This is a genomic window from Acinetobacter sp. AOR14_HL (assembly GCF_027855175.1).
Classification (GTDB): Bacteria; Pseudomonadota; Gammaproteobacteria; order Pseudomonadales; family Moraxellaceae; genus Acinetobacter; species Acinetobacter calcoaceticus.
The window spans coordinates 121,090-141,693 of record NZ_JAKTII010000022.1; the positions used below are offsets into that span (position 1 = coordinate 121,090).

The 20,604-nt window shown below is 35.2% G+C and carries 15 protein-coding genes and 1 pseudogene; all 16 read left to right on the forward strand.

Annotated features, from left to right (window positions below; all coding sequences use genetic code 11):
- The first annotated feature begins 1 nt into the window (after position 1).
- The 16 genes and pseudogenes from MKL38_RS18655 to tssE all read left to right on the forward strand — a co-directional run bounded on the left by MKL38_RS18655 (position 2) and on the right by tssE (position 20,599).
- Positions 2 to 4,852, forward strand: a complete 4,851-nt coding sequence (locus MKL38_RS18655; protein WP_270904076.1) for an RHS repeat-associated core domain-containing protein — start codon at positions 2 to 4, stop codon at positions 4,850 to 4,852.
- Positions 4,849 to 5,331: a hypothetical protein gene (locus MKL38_RS18660; RefSeq protein ID WP_270904077.1), complete on the forward strand. Its 483-nt coding sequence runs from the start codon at positions 4,849 to 4,851 to the stop codon at positions 5,329 to 5,331. The genes MKL38_RS18655 and MKL38_RS18660 overlap by 4 nt, the downstream gene beginning before the upstream one ends.
- A gap of 212 nt (positions 5,332 to 5,543) precedes the next feature.
- Positions 5,544 to 5,849: a hypothetical protein gene (locus tag MKL38_RS18665; RefSeq protein ID WP_004642322.1), complete on the forward strand. Its 306-nt coding sequence runs from the start codon at positions 5,544 to 5,546 to the stop codon at positions 5,847 to 5,849.
- Between the two features lie 155 nt (positions 5,850 to 6,004).
- Entirely contained in the window at positions 6,005 to 6,313 is a 309-nt protein-coding gene (locus MKL38_RS18670; protein ID WP_270904078.1) for a hypothetical protein, read from the forward strand.
- Between the two features lie 291 nt (positions 6,314 to 6,604).
- Positions 6,605 to 6,943, forward strand: a pseudogene (locus MKL38_RS18680) (hypothetical protein); the annotation flags it as partial.
- A 329-nt stretch (positions 6,944 to 7,272) separates the two neighbouring features.
- Complete coding sequence (locus MKL38_RS18685; protein ID WP_270904079.1) at positions 7,273 to 9,900, forward strand: type VI secretion system Vgr family protein; 2,628 nt, start codon at positions 7,273 to 7,275, stop codon at positions 9,898 to 9,900.
- On the forward strand, positions 9,897 to 10,835 hold the full coding sequence (locus tag MKL38_RS18690; RefSeq protein WP_270904080.1) for a hypothetical protein: 939 nt from the start codon (positions 9,897 to 9,899) through the stop codon (positions 10,833 to 10,835). Before MKL38_RS18685 ends, MKL38_RS18690 begins: the two co-directional genes overlap by 4 nt.
- Positions 10,836 to 10,839: 4 nt before the next feature.
- A complete protein-coding gene (locus MKL38_RS18695; protein WP_270904081.1) occupies positions 10,840 to 13,617 on the forward strand; it encodes a T6SS effector BTH_I2691 family protein in 2,778 nt (925 codons plus the stop codon).
- Entirely contained in the window at positions 13,618 to 14,409 is a 792-nt protein-coding gene (locus MKL38_RS18700) for a putative type VI secretion system effector (protein WP_270904082.1), read from the forward strand.
- A 2-nt stretch (positions 14,410 to 14,411) separates the two neighbouring features.
- Positions 14,412 to 15,194: a putative type VI secretion system effector gene (locus MKL38_RS18705; RefSeq protein WP_005047767.1), complete on the forward strand. Its 783-nt coding sequence runs from the start codon at positions 14,412 to 14,414 to the stop codon at positions 15,192 to 15,194.
- A 16-nt stretch (positions 15,195 to 15,210) separates the two neighbouring features.
- The gene (locus MKL38_RS18710; protein ID WP_270904083.1) at positions 15,211 to 16,116 is read left to right on the forward strand and encodes a tetratricopeptide repeat protein; all 906 of its coding nucleotides are present in this window, start codon (positions 15,211 to 15,213) and stop codon (positions 16,114 to 16,116) included.
- A 692-nt stretch (positions 16,117 to 16,808) separates the two neighbouring features.
- Positions 16,809 to 17,498, forward strand: coding sequence for a hypothetical protein (locus MKL38_RS18715; protein WP_270904084.1), 690 nt, complete (start codon positions 16,809 to 16,811; stop codon positions 17,496 to 17,498).
- Positions 17,499 to 17,514: 16 nt separating this feature from the next.
- Entirely contained in the window at positions 17,515 to 18,018 is a 504-nt protein-coding gene (gene tssB / locus MKL38_RS18720) for a type VI secretion system contractile sheath small subunit (protein WP_003651049.1), read from the forward strand.
- Entirely contained in the window at positions 18,011 to 19,492 is a 1,482-nt protein-coding gene (gene tssC, locus MKL38_RS18725) for a type VI secretion system contractile sheath large subunit (RefSeq protein WP_017389328.1), read from the forward strand. The genes tssB and tssC overlap by 8 nt, the downstream gene beginning before the upstream one ends.
- A 49-nt stretch (positions 19,493 to 19,541) precedes the next feature.
- On the forward strand, positions 19,542 to 20,045 hold the full coding sequence (locus tag MKL38_RS18730) for an Hcp family type VI secretion system effector (RefSeq protein WP_003651052.1): 504 nt from the start codon (positions 19,542 to 19,544) through the stop codon (positions 20,043 to 20,045).
- Positions 20,046 to 20,122: 77 nt separating this feature from the next.
- Positions 20,123 to 20,599, forward strand: a complete 477-nt coding sequence (gene tssE, locus MKL38_RS18735) for a type VI secretion system baseplate subunit TssE (protein WP_002048404.1) — start codon at positions 20,123 to 20,125, stop codon at positions 20,597 to 20,599.
- Positions 20,600 to 20,604: the final 5 nt, after the last annotated feature.

Consider the following 20,604-nt stretch of genomic DNA (forward strand, 5'->3'; position numbering starts at 1 on the left):
AATGTCTGGAAAAACAGAAGTTGTTAAGCCATTAACAGAAGTTGCTATTAAAGATGTTAGTCATTCAAAACAAAAAATAGATGATTGGTTAAAAAGTCATACGCATAAAATTGTGACATTAGACTTGCTAGCCAGTGTAATGGGGACAGTTCCAATTATTGGAAATGTGATGGCTGCTATCGATGTGGTTTCCGACATTTGCTATATCTACGATAAAGGTTTTCAAAATGCCGATATTATGGATTGGTCCACAATGGGTATTGACCTTATTGGGATTGCACCTGTACCAGGAACAACAGCAATTCGTATGTCTGCTCGTCCAGCCCTGTTTCTAGTCCGTCAAGAAGTTAAACGTGTGGGTAAAGCTGCTTTAGGAGAAGCAGTTATCGTAGTGATCTCCAACCATTTAAATGATCAGGTTGCTGGACAAATTGATAAATTCTGTAAAACAGGCCTACAACAGTTAAATTCAATTTTAGCCACTTGTGGTGGAACCGTTCAAAATGCCACAACACAAATTAATGGTGGTATTGTTCGAGTTGTAACAAAAGGCCAAGTATTTACAAATGCGGGGTCAAATGCAAACCGAGCTCAACAGCAAGCTGCTGGTGTTATTAAAGGAATAAAAAGTGGTGACTTAACACGAGCTGGAAAAAACTTGGTTTACATGACCGAAAACTTGGGAAAAGCTCTGATTAAAACAGGAGCAAACTCCAATGCTAAAGTTGTTACTTCTTTAGTTCCTGCACATCTAAAGCAGCCGATATTAAATGTAGGTGCAACGATTAATAAAATTGGTATTACTGCCAATACTAAAATTAAAGGCTTGGGAAATACAGCACAGCCACAAACAATTGGGTGGCTATTTGAAATATTACGTTTAAGTAATGCTAGATTTAGAAAAAAAGCCTCAGGCCAAGTTAAGCCAACTCAGACTACACAAGTCAGACATGACAAGAAAAATAATAAATTAGAAAAGGCGAATACTGAACATGCAGCGACTCATAATGCGAATGCATGTAAAAACTGTAAAGGGGGTGCGACTAAACGATCGATTACCTTTGCCATGGGTACTGAATTTTTAAATCATACCGATGCACAAATTCATCCATTATTGATAGAGCAATTTTCGAGAACGTATGTATCAAACTTATATCAGTATGATCAATCGATTTTCGGAGCGCGGTGGATTACACCTTTTACAACCAAAATTGTTCGTTGTTCTAGTTACAACGTTCATGAACCCAAAGAACCGATTGAACAAGAGGGCTGGGAGTATATTGGGGGTGATGGTCGTTCAGTTCGCTTACCAGATCTAAAAGTTGGACAGAGTTACTATGACGAAGTTGAAACTTTTACTTATACAGTTGTCTCATCTGAAATTAGATCTATTTCATATGGAGCTTCAGAAACTCACTTCTATCAAAAATATAAAAATGAGTTTCGTTTAGTCTCCATTGAACGTCAAAATGGATTTAGTATTGGGCTGCGTTATGACCATGAATTAGAAAATGGTGATAGCTATTTATCCGACATTATATTTAAACAGCAACAACAAACACTGGCGCATGTTGCATTACAAATTAATGATGTGCAGAAAGTTGTTGCAGCTTGGTTGGTTGAAGATAGTCAACTCATTAGACAACTATCAGCATATCAATATAACGAGCAAGGCGATTTAATTAAGGCGACCAATGAGTTTGCTGCTTCTTATGAATATCAATACCAAGCTCACTTATTGACTCGTTATACTGATCTTACTCAAAGAGGAATGAACTTAAAGTGGGATGGCGTTTTACCTAGCTCAAAAGCGATTGAAGAATGGGCTGATGACTATAGTTCCGCTACTAAATTAGATTGGGATGAAAACGTTCGAGTAACTTCAGTCATGGATATCGATGGTAATGTGACTGAATACTATTATGGTATTACGGGTTATACCTATCGAATTATTTATCCAGATAATTTGCAAGAATGGTTCTTTAGAGACCAAGCAAAAAATATAACATCGCATATTGCCACAGATGGAACTGAAACATCATATACCTATGACGAACGCGGTAATGTCTTAAGTCTGGTTCAGGCCGATGGCTCAACCTTCTATTATGAATATGACGAAAAAGATAATCTGACCGGTTTTGTTGACGCTGAACAGGGGCGTTGGTTTAAAGAATACGATGCTTCAGGAAATATAATTAAAGAAATTGATCCGCTGAAGCATGAAACAGCCTATACCTATAATGCGATGGGATTGGTAACTTCCATTAAAGATGCTAAAGGCGGTAAGAAGACACTTAAATATGATGATAAAGGCAACTTGGTTACGTATACGGATTGTTCTGGTAAAGAAACTCACTGGCACTATGATGATCGCGGGCGCGTCAAATTTATTGAAAATGCTTTAAAGCAAAAAGTTGAATATTTCTATACAGAATTAACTGCTGAACCAAGGCTGCCTCTAGCAAAAGGTTTACCACTGAATGCTTTTGGACAGCTCGAAAAAATTAAACATGCTGATGGAGCTGAAGAGCATTTTATTCATGATGAAGAAGGTCGATTATTAGTTCATATTGACCCTAAAGGCCAGCAGACACGTTATGAATATGATGCAGCTGGTTTAATTACTCAGCGTATTGACCCATTAAATCAAACTTTAAAATATCAATGGGACCGTTTAAGTCGCTTGAAACGTTTAATTAATGAAAATGGTGCAAGTTATGAGTTTGTCTATGATGCTGCGGGGCGATTAGTAAAAGAAATTGATTTTGATGGCAAAGAAACTGCTTATACGTACGATGAATATAATGGTCGTTTAACTAGTAGCATTGAGGTCGCTTCTGCCTATGGTCAAGATTTCAAAGATCGTGCCGCGCCTAAAGACCGTATTCAGCAATTTATTTTTGACAGCATGGGACGTTTAGAACAACGTACAGCAGGATATGGCTATCAAGGGCAAGAGCTTGAAGAAAAACAAACAGAAGAATTTTCTTATGATGGCTTAGGTAATCTAGTTCAGGCTAAAAATGCTGAAAGTAACTTACAGTGGTTTTATGATGCCGCAGGCAATTTAATAAAAGAGCATCATCAAGACGTTGTGACACAGAAAACTGCTGTGTGGAAACATGTCTATGATGAATTAAATAATCGAACCAAAACCATCCGACCAGATGGACAGAAAATAGATTGGCTCACTTATGGAAGTGGACATGTCTATGGTATGGCTTTAAATGGGGAAGATGTTGTTAGTTTTGAGCGTGATGATTTACATAGAGAGACATTACGCCATTATGCAAATGGTCTTAGCCAACAACAACGTTATGATGAAGTTGGACGTTTAACTCAGCAATTAATGTTGAATGGGCATGACAACAGCTATCAAGCTCAAACCCAAAATAATGCTATCCAGCATACTAATCAATTGGTTGAACGCTTATATCACTACGATAAAACAGGTGAGTTAACCCTTATTAAGGATACTCGTCGTGGAACCATTCATTATAAATATGATCCTGTTGGGCGTTTATTAGAGGCAACCAGTAAACTTGGAAAAGAGACATTTAATTTTGACCCAGCAAGTAATATTCTAGATCGCTATAACAGTACCAAAGAGCAAACTTCACAACACACTACTACTGAAAAAGGTTATGGCTATAACCGCTTAGTCAATAACGTGGTGCAGGAATATCTTGACCAACAATATCAATATGATGCTTTTGGGCAACTGATTCGACAAAAGTCATCACAAGGTGATTTAAATCTTGAGTGGGATGTGTTGGGACGTCTTGTACGTAGCCGAAACAATCAATACACGGCGCATTATCGTTACGATGCGTTAGGCCGACGTATTCAAAAAAGAAGTAAGCACCACCATACAGGGCAAGAGCAGAACATTATTTATGGTTGGGATGGTGATACTTTAGCGTATGAATCTAGCGCTGATATAACTAAACACTATTTCTACGAAAAAGATAGTTTTGTGCCTTTGTTGCAAGCGGCTTATCGTCACTCAATTGAGCTACACCAAACACAAGATTGGACAGAAAAAACATATAGCATTTATAAAGACCCCTTATGGAATACGGTAAAACAAAGCCAAGGTTTTGATGATGTATGGTTCTATCACTGTGACCACGTAGGTACTCCGCAAGAAATGAGTGACCAGACGGGTGCTATTGTTTGGAAAGCTCAATATAAAGCTTGGGGTGAGTGTAAGGTAGAGCAAGCTAAGTCGGATTTCTTTGAAAATTCAGAAATTATTAGCAATAACATCCGTTTCCAAGGTCAGTATTTTGATGGTGAAACAGGGCTTCATTACAACCGTTATCGTTATTATTCGCCGTATGTAGGGCGGTTTATTAGTAAAGACCCAATTGGATTGTTGGGCGGCTATAATCATTATCAATACGGTCCTAATCCTGTTAGTTGGGTTGATCCAACGGGGTTAAATTTTAAATCTGTCGGAAAAATTAAAGAGGAGAGAGCAAGAAGGCAGACTTCAAGTTCAGCCCCTTATATAAAACATACGATGGCTAAATGTAAAACTCAGGCACAAAATATTTCTAAAAAAGAAGCACAATATTGGGATATGAGTAAGTGTGAATCTAATGTGGCACAAGTTACAGCCTTTAGAAATAGGCTAGAAAAAGAAGGTCTGAATAAAGGTTATAAAGTCGATTTAGGGGATAATAAAGGTTCACATTATTATATTTATGATGCTGGAAGAAATATTGGTTTTAATGAAGGTCGGGAAACTCAATATATGAGAATTGAAGTCTCATCAACAAATGAGTTTCATGGGCATCCTATATCGAAACAACGTTATGAATCTTACATGAAAAAGGCTGTAAAATGAATATGAATAATTTGGAATACTTTTTAGATAAAGAACTTTTATTACCTTTAAAGGTTCCTTCAAATTGGTATATTTCTAAAAACTATCTTTATGAAGTTAGCTGCAATTGGTTAAATCAATTAAATGATGATGATAAATTTAAGATGTCAGAAATTTATCTATATAAAAATATATTTTATGCGAAGTTAGAGAGAATAATTAATAATTTAACATATAGTTTTGTGATTGATATTTCTGTTTATCCGGAGATTGAGGAGGGTTTGTATACGAAATTTGAATATGAGGTTGGGTTGGGGTTGTATGAGATTTCAAAAAAGAATAAATTGATTTTTATGAGGAATTTTAGTTTTTATAATGTTGTGGATGTTTGTGAGTTCTTAAATATTATATTGATAGATGTTTGTCATAATTTAGATGAGTCTATTAGTGAGGTTGATATATTTAAAAATATAGATAATTTTTTTGAAAAAAATAAATGATAATATTTATTTTGTCTGAACTATTTAAATCAAGGCTATGTGTTTTTAGTCTTGTTTTTTGTGGTAAGTGGAATTGAAGTTTAATATTTTTTATAATTTGAATAATATATATTGGAGTTGAATTTTTTGTTTTTTACATTGCTAAACAGAACAAATTGCTATGAGAGTTGGTGTTTTTAGTTATGTGGCTTAGTTATTAATGGGAGTAGACGGTGTTAAAAGTTAATAGGAAATTAGTATACACAGGTGATGAAGTTTTGAATGTTTTACAAGAGATAGAGTTTATGTTAATTTCATTGCATAAAATTGGGTCCTATTATGCTAAAACTCTTCCTAATTCTTATGAAGAATATGCAAAAGAAACCACTAATTTTATAGATAATAATAATGTGTGTGATAGGTTGGCTAGTATTAGAAAAATTTTATCTAGTAAATTTAATAATGATCTAGGTGTAGATGATATGTCAGATATTGAAAGAGCATTGGAAAATATAAATTTTGGGGAGGCTAAAAAGTAAATTTAAAAGAATGTAATCATGATATCTAATGATTAATTTAACTAGTTAAATTGTCAATTAGATATCATCTAGTGTTTGTAAATAATCATTTGGAAAAGAGATAAAGCAAAGCCATAATTTATGTGGTTTATAAATATTGGAATTATAATTGGAAAATGAACATTTGGTGGAATATTGATATTAAAGATGGAGTTGTTAGTAATGACTCTATTTCTTGGATTGATGATAATTTTGAAATAAATAAAGATACAGTTTTTGACTTGTCTGAAGATTTATTACAAATTTCTTTTAATAACAATAAAATATTGGATGTAGGATGGTATCCAGATCTAGAGGTAGATGGTTTTTTTAAAATTGTATTGATAAAAGATATGAATTGGAACTCACCTATAATTGAAAAAGAGTGTGGGGATATAAAAAGTTTAAAGGAAAATATCTCAGATATTATATGTAATAATGTTTAGGTGGTGAGTATGTTGTTAATTTTAGGGTGTTGTTAATCACCTTTTAATATACAAAGCGTTAATAGGGAAGAAGTAAATGCAAGTATCCAATTTTGATTTAAGTGCTAATATTGAAAATATTTAATCAATTACGGTTGGTGTATAGAAAGAAAAATAGATATTGAACCCATCATAGACGCATGGAAAGCAGATAAATATAGAATCTTTAATTCTGCTATAGTCTTTGTTCAAAGTTTTAATGGCTTAAATATAGGTCATGAGGCATATATAATTAACTAATTTTTAGATTTTGTGATTTTTTATATCATTTATCCGTCTGAGTATAATGATAGAGATTTTTCTTTTGATTTAAAAGGGAAGCAAGAAATTATCGTTGATTATTTTAAATTTTATTTAAGTGATCAATTTTTAAAAAATCCTAGAATGAATTTAAATTATGAAAATATTTTTTCTGATCAATTAAATGAGATATTAGAGATTGATTTTTATTATTCATCTTCTGGAATTTTACTATTTTCAAAAAGATTTTTTAATGAAATGAAGGAAATCCTTGAAGATGAATGTGATTTTTATAAGTGCTATGTGAGGAATGAAGAGGCAGATATTTATGCTATGTATATTAAGAGAAAAAACAATTTATTAGATGAAGATGACTTTATAAAAAAAGATCTTGCAATAGATAACTTCTTTATTACTAGAGATACGGATAAATCTTATATTTATGTAGTAAGTCAAAAATTTGTAAATATAGTTAATTAATTTCTTGGAATACTAAAAAATTAACAACCTTTAAAAGTGAATTAACAGCTTAAGTTATTAATTCACTTTTTATATATTTATTGTGGTGAGCATTTTCGACCATTCTTGTATTCATATGGTTAAGTTTTTCTTTACAAAATAGACAGATGTGTCTGTATTTTATAAAATAATGCCAATCCTGACAAAATTTTCATAAAAAGATGTTATCTCATATACATAGAATTCTAGAAGATTTGGGTATCAGCTCGCAAAAACGCGTGCTTCATGTTCAGTTTTCTAATCCCTCGTTGAATACTCAAGTCTTTTTACAAAGTATTGAAGGGCAGCATCAGTTAAATGAAGGGCTGGCTGTCGATCTATTTTGTCTCTCTACTAATGCGCATATTTCATTAAAACAATTTATTGGTTGTCAGGTTGCAGTCGATCAGGTAACTGATCAGGGGCAATTATTTAGAACTAGCGGAATTATTACTGCAGCCAGTCAGGGGCAGAGTGATGGTTCATTAACGCTGTATAAATTGAAACTACAAGACCCGACCACACTATGGCATAAACGCCGAAATAGCCGCGTGTTTATGAATAAAAGTGTACGGGATATCACTGAAATTCTATTTACAGAATGGCAGAACAAAAGCCCATTGTTCGCGTCTAGCTTAACTTTAGATTTAAAAAGTTTAACTGAAAACTACGATGTTCGACCTTTTGTTATGCAAAGTAATGAAACGGATTATGATTTTTTAACCCGACTTTGGCGTAGTGAAGGCATTAACTGGTTAATTGATGAAGCTCAGTTGTTTGTCACTAATAGCTCAGATGAGATTCAACCGCAAAAATTACGTTTAATTGATAATAATGAATCATATTTAGCATTAGACCGAAAAAATATCCGTTATCACCGTAGTAGCGCAGTTGAACAACAAGATAGTATGACGAGCCTTGTGCCAACTCGAAACTTGCAATCTACAGCCGTGCATGTGCAACGCTGGCAGGCTGATGCCTTAAGTCAAGAAGAAGGCATGGGGAGTGTTCAGTCAAAGCACAGTCATAGTGCTAATCAGGATAATACAAGTTTAAGTCTGGAGCAGGCATGGCACATGAGTCCTGCTTGGATGCAAGACTTAAATGGAGAAGACCAAGCCACTGCATCGGGTCACCAACAGCTAGAAAAACTCAATCAAAATCTATCTGATTATTATGCTTCTCAATCAAAATATTTCCGTGCACAAACTACGGTACGTGATGTGCAAGTTGGCTATTGGTTTGAATTGAATGAACATCCTGAAATAGATACGCATAGTGGATCAGACAAAGAGTTCCTGATTATTGGGAAAAGTTTCTATCAGCAAAATAATTTGCCTAAAGATTTGCAACAGCAAATCAATCAACTTTTTAGTCAAAGCCAATGGCAAAACAATCAATCACGGCCAAATGACCAGACTGAGCGTCAGGGTAATGAGCTCATTTTGTCGCGTAGAAATATTAAAACTGTTCCTGAGTATCATCCGTTAGAGCACCGACCAGCAGCTTACCCACAGCGCGCTAGAGTGGTTGGATTAGAGGGTGAGAGCATCCATGTAGATCAATGGGGACGAATTAAAGTCCGTTTTCTGTTTACTAGAGCTGACGACCATAGCCATGACGGTGGAGCAGGAAGTAACGACAATGATACCGACTCGGCTTGGGTAGATGTACTAACCCCATGGGCGGGTGTTGGTTATGGCGCACGCTTCTTGCCTCGCGTGGGTGAGATTGTGGTGATCGATTTCTTTGATGGCAATATTGACCGTCCATTTGTGGTGGGACGTATTCATGAGGCTGAACGTCACCCAACCCAGTTCGACCAGAAAGGCCAGCTACCTGATACCAAAAAACTGAGCGGGATTCGCTCAGAAGAAGTCGATGGTAAAGGTTTTAACCAACTGCGTTTTGATGACACCACAGGGCAAATCAGTGCCCAGCTACAAAGTAGTCATGCTGTCAGTCAGCTCAACCTCGGTAACTTAAGCCATCCAAAAGAAAGCGCGACAAGTGATGGCCGAGGTGAAGGTTTCGAACTAAGAACAGACCAGTGGGGTGCAGTCAGAGCAGGCAGTGGCTTACTCATGAGTACCCATAAACAGGACCAAGCTCGAGGCGTACACCTAGACGCAAATGAAGCTAAGCAACAAATCGAAGGCAGCCTTAACAATGCCAAAGCACTCAGTGAAGTTGCTAAAAATCAGCAAACTGACCCGTTAGATATGCTTGAGAATATTCAGACTTTCTTAGAGGTTCTTAAACAAGAAGACCCTAAAAAGGCTGCTGAGTTTCAATCGGCAGTGATGCTGTTGGCATCTCCAAAAAGTATCGGTATAAGCACTAATGAAGATATCTATCTCAGTGCAAATGGTCAGTTCACTCAAAGTGCTGGTGACAGTATTAATCTCAGTACACAAAAAAATATAGTGGGTCATGCGAGTCAAAAAATAAGTCTATTTGCCGCCCAAGAAGGTGCTCGGCTTTTTGCTGGTAAAGGTAAAGTTGAAATTCAGGCACAAGGTGATGGCTTAGATGTGATTGCTCGAAAGGGCGTGCAAATTACTTCAACCGAAGACACGGTTTTTATTACTAGTCCAACTGAAATTAATCTGACTGCAAATGGGTCTCAAGTTAAGTTGAATGGTTCGGGTATTTTCCCTGTTACGGGCGGTAAGCTTGAGGTGAAAGCAGGGCAACATTTGTTTATGGGAGGGGGCTCGATAAATCCACCTGCGCTTGATTTACCAGACTGTTCTGCGAAGCAGGCTCAAGCCGCTCAGAATGGTTCGGCTAAGGTAGATTTATCATGAGTTTGTCGATTTCTAATACAACCCAATATGAAGATTTAAAAGATATTACTTCTAAAATTGAAGAACAGTGCATCCAAATTTTGAATGAATATGGTCAGATCATTTTTTTATTAGATACTACATTGAATGATTCTATTTTTAACGAGGTAATAGATAATTTATCAAACAAAAATATTGCATATATCCCTTTAGCGCAAAAAAAAGAAATTGCAAAATCAAACCTCTTTTTTATATGTATTGATGATAAAAAAATATTTGAGCAGGTTAAAGAAGATTTATTGCAAAATCTATCGAGAAATAAAAATATTACGAATGATTGCTATTTTGTTCATGGGTTTGGCGTGGCGAAGACACGCTCACTTGAGGAATTACGAGACCAGATAAAAACTAAATTAGTAATTTCTGATCAAGGTAAAAAAATTCTTTTCCGTTGGTATGATCCTAGAGTCCTGATCTACTTGGATGAGATTTTTAAAACAGAATATGTAGATGGCTTATTAAATGGCTTTAAAGAATGGCATTTTTTGCATCCAAAAGGTTTATTTAGCTTTAAGTCTTATGATGAATCGCGATCAATCTTGAATCTAACAAAAGTGAACCTTGAGCAATCTATAGATTTAGATCTAATTGAAATTGCTAATAATGTATTTCAACAATTAAATGAATTTGAACAAGTTGATCTAATAAAAATTCATCCAGTTGAAATCCATCAAAATCTTAAAGAGGCTTACCATGATTATGGTCTTCAAAATAATTTAGATTTAGTCACATATGGTTTGTACAGCCAAATTATACATAAAAATTTTATACAGCATCCTGTGGTAACCAATGTGCTCTACGACCATTGTGTAATGAATGAAATGTCTTTTACAGATGCTATGGATTATGTAACGAAAGACTTATATGAACAGATAGCTAAAGAATTGAATGGATAAAAAGATGTCAGAAAATCAAAAAATGATATTGGGCAAGTCAAAATCAAATAATTCATTTAATGAGATTATTGCTCAGCAAAAACAGAAGCAGAGTCAAATTCCTGTTATGGGAAAAACCAAAGCAGTGGGCGATATACGCAACCCAACAGTTGCTAAAAATATTAATAAGAAGATTGAAGAAAGTGAAATTGCAAAATCAGCGAAACAGTCAACTGCTGCAAACATGCAAAATAGTAGTGCGGGGCAGGCCCAGAAAGAGTGTTCAAATTTTTGTCGTAAAAAAGGCTTCAATATTTTACCTTTACGATACACCGTTGTTAAAGATAATCCACCCGCTTTACCTGCAACCTTAGGTAAAAATGTCAAAGATATTCAGTTAAGCCATCTCAAATATGCAGTTGAGATGATTAATACTGGTTATATCTATCGCTTAGTAAAAAGAACATCTGGAGCTTTGGAATGGGCTGGATATAAAGTTACCCCAAATGGACATTTGTCTTATTTCCCTGTGGGTAAAGAAGCACCTAAAAGTGTTCCAGAGTTCGCATGTAAAGGAGCAGGTCACAGTTTTAATTCATCTGTGATAGCTGTAGAAAGTAATCCTAAAGATGAGGCGAAAATTGCATATATTATTCATACGCATGTGCCTATGAGTAAAGCCAAAATATCCGAGTATGAAAAAAATGCTGATAAGTTTGTAACAGACGGAAAATGGCAGAAAATTTTAATTAATGGTGGAAGTGCGCAAGAACATTGTATTGCTGCAAGCCAATTTAAAACTACGGTTTATAATCTAAACAGTTTTGGTAAAAACCGTATCGATGCGACATTAAATAAATTCAAAGATGAGCCTAAATCACTTGCCTGTATGGCATTGTATGATCCTGTAGGAATTACAAGAAAATTAAATACATTGCGTAATTCAGAATTTAAAAAAGTAATGGATTTTTTAGCAAAAAAAGAAGGGGATTTTACAAACGAGCATCGCTTACATAGTTCTCAATGTATTGATAGCATTAAAATTTGTTTAGAAAATAGATTGTTAAATGAACGTAGCCAATTGAGCACTCAGGTAACCAAAAGTCAAGTATTAATGGGTTTGTGGGATGAACTACCAAAGAACTTAACAGATGCTGATGATATTAATTATGAGTTAGAAAAAATATATAAAAGAAAATCAAAAGAAGAACAAGAAAGGCTATTAAAGAAAGCTCAAGAGAAGCAAATGGCAAATAAAGGTATTTATACTGAAGATATGGGTAAATTAAGTAGGAGGGACGGAGAACAGATTTGGATTCAAAAATATAAGCCAAATTTGGATATGGTGGCTAAATCAAATTTTGATAAAAAAATTAATGTATTAATTCAAGAATGTCTAGTTGGAGCAAGAGCCATAGGAGATGATCATATTAAATGGTTATTGTCTAAAGCTGTGATCAATGCCCTTCATGCCTATGATGATCAAGTGCAAGTTCCATATGGAAATATTTTTTATATTCATGCGATGGATATGATTAATGGGATGAGTGGGGTGCAGAGTGGACAAGCATTACTTGAAACTTGGTTAGGTGTAGAAAAAATTGCCAAAGAAAATATTTACATGAGGGCAATTTGTTATAACCAAGAAAGTTTAAAAAATAAATATAATGCAGCAGCACCAAGTATTATTGATATTTCTTGGGATGATGGACAAAATGCAGCTAAAACTGCGATTGCAGCATTTGTTGCCGCAGATAAAGCTTGGCAAGAATGGGCGGCAGATAAAACCAATAATGGTTATATGTTGCATGGACAAAAATTCAGTTTATTAAAAACGTTTTACTGGATGTCTGAACTGACCCAAAGCGCAGTGAAATGGAGTATGAAATATACGCCAGGTTCAGAATTTGCAAAAAAACTTGGGCGATTAACGTTTTATACTTTTGCCCATAGTGGGGCATTGGTTGAGCATGTTGCAAAGAACTCTCTGTATTATCTTATTCCCGTTCAAACTTTAACGGGTCGGATTAAGCTGACACCTGAAATGGTGCAGAACAACTGGAAAAAGTATTCTTCATCCGCAACCAACCCAAGTAAAGCAGCCAAACAAATTGATCGGATTATTGCAAATAGTTCACCAAGTGCAGGTTTGCGTGTATCTGGTGTGGTTGCAATATTTGAGCTGATTAACTTAGGAACACAGATTTCTAAGTTTAATATTGATCCATCAGTAGATAATACTTTGTCATATATGTCAGGCATGATGGCAACAACAGCTGCTATTTTAGAAGTGGGTAGTAGCTCAATGGAAAAGTTTTCTTTTGCAGAGCGTGCCGCGTATATTGCTAAGTGTGGGGCATATTTTGCGATTGCAGGTGCAACGGTTTCATTAATTATTGATTTAAAGAATTTTGGAAAGTCAATAAAAGAAGGTAATCCTTATAGTTTTGCTCTGAATTTCGTAAAAGGAGCAGTTTCATTTGCTACTTTAGTGGTGGGTTTTAGTGCATTTTTGAATTTGCCAGTTATGAGAAATACAGCCTTACACTATACGATTGAGCGTTATGCACTTGGACGTGCAATATTAGGTGTACGAGCCATACAAGCAGGTGCAATGTTAAGTGTGGTGGGTATTGCGCTTGTTGTCTTGGAAATTTATTTAAAAAACTATGTTTTGGATAATGCGATGCAAGATTGGTGTCAGAAGTGTGCATTTAAGTTAAGAGCAGAAAATGGTGAAGATGCCTTTAAAGACGTTAAAGAAGAGGAAAAAGAGTTTAATAGTGCTGTGGTGAGTGTTTAGATGAAAGATTTAAAGTTAAATCTAAAACTAGTAGAAGGTCCGATCCATTCTTTAGAGAAGGCTAAGTCTAAAATTCCAGTGAATCAGAATATTGGTGGAATTGCGGCTGGGACTGCTTTTGCAGGTGTACTCGCGGAAAGTAGTTCGTTGCTTACCAGTGCACCTATATTGGTAATGGCTGCTAAGGCTAAGGATGGTATAACTTTTATAGGTGAAATAGAGGGGTATCCATTAGTAGGACAATTTACCACAGCACGTTTTGAAGAAAATGACGAATTGATTGCTGTAATTAGCGAAAAACCTGTGGATGGACGTCATCAAGTTTATGCAATTGTCGATCCAAAATCTGGTTTGCTTTATATGATCTACGAAATGGGCCGTTCGGTAAAAAAGGGCTATAAGGCTATTATTATGCAGACCTATTATTTTACACTTATTTGCTGGGGAGGAATGACAATAGTACTTTTACTTTTCTATTTTTTTGATTTTAACTATTCTTGGAATTTATTTTTAAAATTAATGCTTTGGGATTTTTTGGGATTGTTTCTTGTAATTGCCGTTATGGGATTTGTTAATTACTTTGGTTATCGAAAGTCCTATGAGAGTTTTGGAGCCTTATCAGAACAAATATTTGAAAAATTCGGATTTGATGAACCCAAAGAACAAGATTTTTATAATGATTTTCTAATTAATGATGGAATCAATATCAGTGTTATGGATTATAGAAAAAATCTGAAAGGGAAAGACCCTTATCCTGAGGATTATTTTAGTAAAAATACAACAAGCGAATAGTAGTGGAACTTAAATTAAACCTTAAGCTAGTTAAAGGCCCAATACATTCTTTAGAAAAAGCCAAGTCCAAAATACCTGTAAATCAAAATGTGAGTGGGATCGCAGCTGGAACTGCTTTTGCAGGTGTACTCGCGGAAAGTAGTTCGCTGCTTACCAGCGCTCCTATACTAGTAATGGCAGGTAAAGCTAAAGATGGCATCACCTTTACGGGGGAAATAGAAGAACATTCTTTACTAGGGCAATTTACGACGGTTCGTTTTGAAGAAAATGATGAACTGATAGCTGTAATTAGTGACAGCCCTGTTGATGGACGTTATCAGGTTTATGCGATTCTTGATCCTAAATCTGGTTTGCTTTATATGATCTATGAAATGGGTCGTTCAGTAAAAAAGGGCTATAAAGCGATTATTATGCAAACGTATTATTTCACCCTAATTTGTTGGGGAGGGATGTCAATAATGCTTTTACTTTTTTACATTTTTGATTTCAATTACTCTTGGGACTCTTTTCTATATTTAATAATGTGGATACTTATAAGTATTTTTATCTGTATTCCATTGATGGCTTTTGTAAATTATTTTGGTTATAGAAAATCGTATGAGAATTTTGGTACATTATCTGAACAAATATTTGAAAAATTAGGTTTTGAAGATCCTAAAGAGCAGGATTTTTATAATGATTATTTAATTAATGATGGAATCAACATCAGTGTTATGGATTATAGAAAAAATTTAAAAGGTAAAGACCCTTATCCAGAAGATTATTTTGATAAGAAAAATTTTTGAAGTAAAAGGTTGCTTTATGAAGCTTAGATTGTTTGTCATTACTTTAATATTAGTAACATCTGCATGCAGTCAACAGAAAGAAGAATACACTCACGGAACTTTGACTAAAGATTATAAAGGTGTGTCTGAATATAAGTCTAAACATGATCTGGAAAAGGCTGCAAAAGCAAATGATGCAGAGGCTATTTTTGTATTGGCATCCATGTATGCTACAGGCGAAGGTGAAAAATTTGATCAAAAGAAAGCATTGGAACTATTTGAGAAATCTGCACAATTAGGCTCCTCAAATGCCATGCTTCAATTAGGTCTGATTTATCGAAATGGTAATGAAGTTGTTAAAAAAGACGATAAAAAAGCTTTAATGTGGTTTGAAGAAGGAGCTAAAAAGGGAAACCCTTCCGCAATTCACAATGTTGGGTTGGCATATTACAAAGGTTTAAATGTAAAACAGGATAGAGCAAAAGCTTTTAAATATTTTATTCGATCTGCTGAATTAGGACTCATACAGTCCCAGACGGTAGTTGCTGCTCAATTATATATAGGTGATGGAGTTGAGAAGGACATCAAAACATCTTTTAAATGGTTATTAAAAGCTGCTGAACAGGGAGATCTTGAATCACAAAACAATGTGGGCTTGGCTTATGAGCGAGGTGAGGGGGTAGAGCAAGATCCGCTTCAAGCACTTGTCTGGTTTAAGCGTGCGGCTGATCATGGACATGCGTTAGCACAATATAATACTGCTCTTAAATATTATAATGGTGCAGGTATGAAACAAAATTTAGATGAGTCAATACGATATGCGGAAATGGCTGTACGCAATGGAAATTCATCAGCCAAGGCGTTGTTATATGATATTTACGCAGAAAGCAGTAGCTTAAAATATAATCCTGAGAAAGCTAATTATTGGAAGTCTAAAATATAAATTTATACTTAAATAAAAATTCTTTTGAGTGAAAGGCCTTTTCCCTTTATCTAAACTTAAAAACTCGCAATATTCTTTAAAACTATAACGCCAAATAGTTTATTTTCTTGATATTGAGTGTAGTTTTGAGCCACCCGAGAACTTGACCTTAAAGTAAAAATAGTTACTCATAAATCTATGAGTTTTATTGATTCTACTTGCTCTCACAAAGTTAAATAAAAAATATACTAAATAGACAGATTAGTCTTGACAAGTTTTATGGTTTTTTGTAGCGCACTTTTTTACTTTAAGTTTTGATGGTTTGTTCGTAACCAAATAGAAGCACCTTGTAGTTAATATAAACTTAAATATTGTTAAGCAAATGTTTCAAAAAAACTAAATGAATGATATTTAAATAAATTTTTCATTCAGTTTTTATTTTTGTTTATTTGATTAAAATCAATTACTTATTTTTAATTACAAAAAATAACAATATTATATTTTTATAAGAATAACTTTATTAAGCTATATTTTATAACCATCTTAACTATTTACTTTTAGTTTAAGTTGATATGATTTTTATATAAAATATGTTTGTTTATATGATAAACTGCGCATAAATTTTTTGAATATAAGGTTTATAGTCTGATTTTTTAATGTTTTCTCAATATTAACTTTTCAGTAAAGCCTTGAATAAATAAGAAAACAGAGGAATGAAAGTTGTGTTGAAACGAAGTATTTTGATACTTTTTCTGACTGGAAACATTATCGGTCTATCAGGTGCTCAAGCAGCAGAACTAGAGCCTGTAAAACTTAAAAAAAGTTGTATTAAAAAGAATCCGTTAGCAGAAGGCCAAAATGATCCTGAGCTATTGAATATTTTTAAGCAAGTTTGTGATAGTGATAATACGACTCAAAAAAATGATTTATTAGCTAAAGCAGCTATGCGGTTTTATCAGACCAATCAACCAGTTAAAGCGGTGAATTTGGCAAGTCAATTGCAAAGTCAAAATATACGCGGTTCATTAATAACAGATGTTTTATTTTTATCTGGTGTAAGCATTGCAAATAACTCATTGCAGCAAATGCGAAGTCAGGAAATGCGGTATTTAAGCAATGATGTAACGTACCCACCTGCTAAACAGTTAATTGAAAATATTCATACTTCAATGCCTGCGCCAGATACTTCAAATGTTAAGGCTGCTACAGAAGGTGGTTCAGTTGATAACGAACGAAGAAGTTATAAAAAACAAACTGTAACACGTAACAGAGTTACTACTTCCAGAACAGCAACTAAGCGAGTAGCAACTCCAGCAAAAGCAACTGCGGTTAAACAAAAAACTGCCCCTGTAGCCAATGTTAATAAATCAAAAAGTTCGCCTTTTGACCCTTTAATTAAATAATCAGGAATAGAATCTTATGGCTAAGAGAGAAAGCGTACAAAAGAAGCTTCAGCGAATTCGACCTCCACGTGTTCAGCTTACATATGATGTTGAAATTGGTGATGCAAAAGAAGCGAAGGAACTACCATTTGTTGTTGGTGTGATGGGTGATTTTTCGGCAGCATCTGAGCTTGAACGTACAAAATTAAAAGATAAAAAATTCATCAATGTCGATTTAGATAATATTGATGAAGTTATGGAGTCATTGTCTCCAAGAGCAGCTTTTCAGGTAGATAATACGCTGACTGAAGAGGGTGGGCGAATTGCAGTTGATTTAACATTTAAGTCAATGGAAGATTTTCGCCCAGAAAATGTTGTTCAACAGGTTGACCCATTAAAGAAACTGGTTGAAGCACGCGAGCGTTTAACTGATTTGAGAAATAAGATTTCGAACAGTGAGCGTCTAGAAGACTTACTTGATGAAGTGCTTAAGAGTACTGATCAGATCCGTAAATTAAGTGCGGAGGCTGATCATGAATAATACTCAATCTGCAGCAATGTCACTTGTTGAAAATGAACAAGTTAATCTTTTAGACTCGATTGTTGAAGAAAGCCGTATTGCCCGAAATGAAGAAGAACATTCGCGTGCAAAAAGCTTAATTGGTGAACTTGCTAAAGAAGTAATGGCAGGAACAATTACAGTTTCTGAAAATATGACTTTATCAATTGATAAGCGTATTGCCGAAATTGATGCACTGATTTCAAATCAATTAAGTCAGATCATGCACAATGAGCAATTTCAAAAGATTGAGTCAACTTGGCGTGGTCTTTACTACTTCTGTCAAGAAACACCATCTAATCCGCTCATTAAAATTCGTATGTTAAATACGACTAAAAAAGAGTTGGTAAAAGATTTTCAAGGTGCTACAGACTTTGATCAAAGCACTTTATTCAAAAAAATCTATGAAGAAGAGTATGGGTCTTTTGGTGGTGCGCCATATTCAGCACTCATTGGTGATTTTGAGTTTGACCGTACGCCTTCTGATATGTATTTGCTTGAGCAAATCTCGCATGTAGCAGCAGCAGCTCACGCACCATTTGTTTCAGCGGCTAGCCCAAGCATTTTGGGTCTTGAGTCATTTACCGATATTGATCGCCCTAGAGATGTTTCAAAAATCTTCGAAACGGCTGAATATGTTCAATGGCGTTCATTCCGTGACAGTGAAGACTCTCGTTATGTCGCATTAACATTGCCGCATGTGCTTGGTCGTCTTCCTTACCATCCAAAAGAAGGAACAGCTACAGAAGGGTTTAACTTTGCTGAAGATGTTTCAGGTGCAAACCACAACGAATATTTGTGGATGAATGCGGCTTATGCTTTCGGTACTCGTTTAACAAATGCATTTGATATGCATGGTTGGTGTGCTGCAATTCGCGGTGTTGAAGGTGGTGGTTTAGTAGAAGGCTTGCCAGTTCATACTTTTAAAACACAAGATGGCGAAGTGGTATTTAAGTGCCCAACTGAAATTGCTATTACTGACCGCCGCGAAAAAGAACTAAGCGATTTGGGCTTTATTCCTTTAGTACATTGTAAAAATACCGATTACGCTGCTTTCTTTGGCGCGCAATCAACTCAAAAACCTAAAAAATATGACAATGATACAGCAAATGCAAACTCTGCTTTATCAAGTCAAATTCAGTACATCATGGCCGTTTCACGTATTGCTCATTATTTAAAAGCGATGATGAGAGATAAAGTGGGTAGCTTTGCTTCTGCTGGAAATGTTGAAGCATTCTTAAATGAGTGGTTGTCACAGTATGTATTACTAGATGACGGTGCTTCACAAGAAGCAAAAGCTCAATACCCTTTACGTGAAGCGTCTGTAAAAGTTGTAGAAGATCCTGCTCAACCAGGTCACTACAAATCTGTGGTTTTCTTGCGACCACACTTCCAGCTGGACGAGTTGTCAGTTTCTTTGCGACTTGTCACTGAGTTACCTCAGTCCTCAAATTAATAAAGGTCAGCGAAAGAATAACTTTAAATTAAAAATAGGAAAGTTCTAAATGAAAGATATATACGTTGAGTTTCGCGGTAAGTATAAAGTTGATGGCGAATCTCGTGACTCTGAGCACAAAGGCTGGTTAGAGGTTAACTCTTGGTCTCACAACATTCGTCAACCTAAATCTGCTACTTCAAGTAGTGTTGGTGGTCATACTGCTGAACGTGTTGAACATTCAGATATGCTTTTTATTAAAGACCTAGATGCAACTAGCCCGAAATTATGGGAAGCATGTTCAGCTGGTTATACATTTGATGAAGTACAAATTGATTTTTATCGTGCGAATGGTGACAAACGCATCAAGTACTTACAAATTAAATTGAAGCATGTTCTAGTTTCTAGCGTAACTCCAACAGTTAATGAAGAAGGTGTTCCAACTGAAGCGTTTGGTTTGAAATACGCAGCAGTTGAATGGACATATAACCAACAAGATATTAACGGTACTGCTAAAGGTGCTGTTACTAAGAAATGGTCACTTTCTAATAATACTGCTTCTTACGCAGCATAATTATTAAGTGAATATTTGGTGGAGGCTGACATAAAGTTAGCCTCTGCTGTCTTTAAGCATGCTTGTTGTGAACTCGAATGAATTTAGATCGGCTTTATCCATACGGATTTCGTTCAACTCTGTTTGATCGTTTAATTCCTGAAAGTGAAGATTATGCAAAAGGTCTTTCTATTCAGCAATTAAGAGAATCGGTAGCGAAAGATTTAGAAGACTTGCTAAATAGTCGAGTCGCTAAATTGGACCACGTGGTCGATGATTATCCGCTAGTTAAAAAATCTATACTTCAGTTCGGGATTATTGATTTTGTGGGGCTTTCTACAGCCAATCCGCTAGATCGAGACAAGATTTGCCAATCAATTGAACAATCAATTGCAGCTCATGAACCCAGATTAAGACAAATACGGGTAGAGATGTTGTTGGATGGGCATAATATGGGGGCATTGTGTTTAAGCATTCAGGCTTATCTAAATATTCATCCACTGTATGAACCTGTCGTTTTTGATGCATTGCTAAAACCGACAACGCAACAATATGTAATTTCGGCGAGAACCTAAGCGTA

What these genes read in the sequence shown, in the direction of transcription:
- MKL38_RS18655 (WP_270904076.1), top strand. Translation starts at nt 2, where the DNA reads ATGTCTGGAAAAACAGAAGTTGTTAAGCCATTAACAGAAGTTGCTATT.
- MKL38_RS18660 (WP_270904077.1), top strand. Translation starts at nt 4,849, where the DNA reads ATGAATATGAATAATTTGGAATACTTTTTAGATAAAGAACTTTTATTA.
- MKL38_RS18670 (WP_270904078.1), top strand. Translation starts at nt 6,005, where the DNA reads ATGAACATTTGGTGGAATATTGATATTAAAGATGGAGTTGTTAGTAAT.
- MKL38_RS18685 (WP_270904079.1), top strand. Translation starts at nt 7,273, where the DNA reads ATGTTATCTCATATACATAGAATTCTAGAAGATTTGGGTATCAGCTCG.
- MKL38_RS18690 (WP_270904080.1), top strand. Translation starts at nt 9,897, where the DNA reads ATGAGTTTGTCGATTTCTAATACAACCCAATATGAAGATTTAAAAGAT.
- MKL38_RS18695 (WP_270904081.1), top strand. Translation starts at nt 10,840, where the DNA reads ATGTCAGAAAATCAAAAAATGATATTGGGCAAGTCAAAATCAAATAAT.
- MKL38_RS18700 (WP_270904082.1), top strand. Translation starts at nt 13,618, where the DNA reads ATGAAAGATTTAAAGTTAAATCTAAAACTAGTAGAAGGTCCGATCCAT.
- MKL38_RS18710 (WP_270904083.1), top strand. Translation starts at nt 15,211, where the DNA reads ATGAAGCTTAGATTGTTTGTCATTACTTTAATATTAGTAACATCTGCA.
- MKL38_RS18715 (WP_270904084.1), top strand. Translation starts at nt 16,809, where the DNA reads ATGAAAGTTGTGTTGAAACGAAGTATTTTGATACTTTTTCTGACTGGA.
- tssB (WP_003651049.1), top strand. Translation starts at nt 17,515, where the DNA reads ATGGCTAAGAGAGAAAGCGTACAAAAGAAGCTTCAGCGAATTCGACCT.
- tssC (WP_017389328.1), top strand. Translation starts at nt 18,011, where the DNA reads ATGAATAATACTCAATCTGCAGCAATGTCACTTGTTGAAAATGAACAA.
- MKL38_RS18730 (WP_003651052.1), top strand. Translation starts at nt 19,542, where the DNA reads ATGAAAGATATATACGTTGAGTTTCGCGGTAAGTATAAAGTTGATGGC.
- tssE (WP_002048404.1), top strand. Translation starts at nt 20,123, where the DNA reads ATGAATTTAGATCGGCTTTATCCATACGGATTTCGTTCAACTCTGTTT.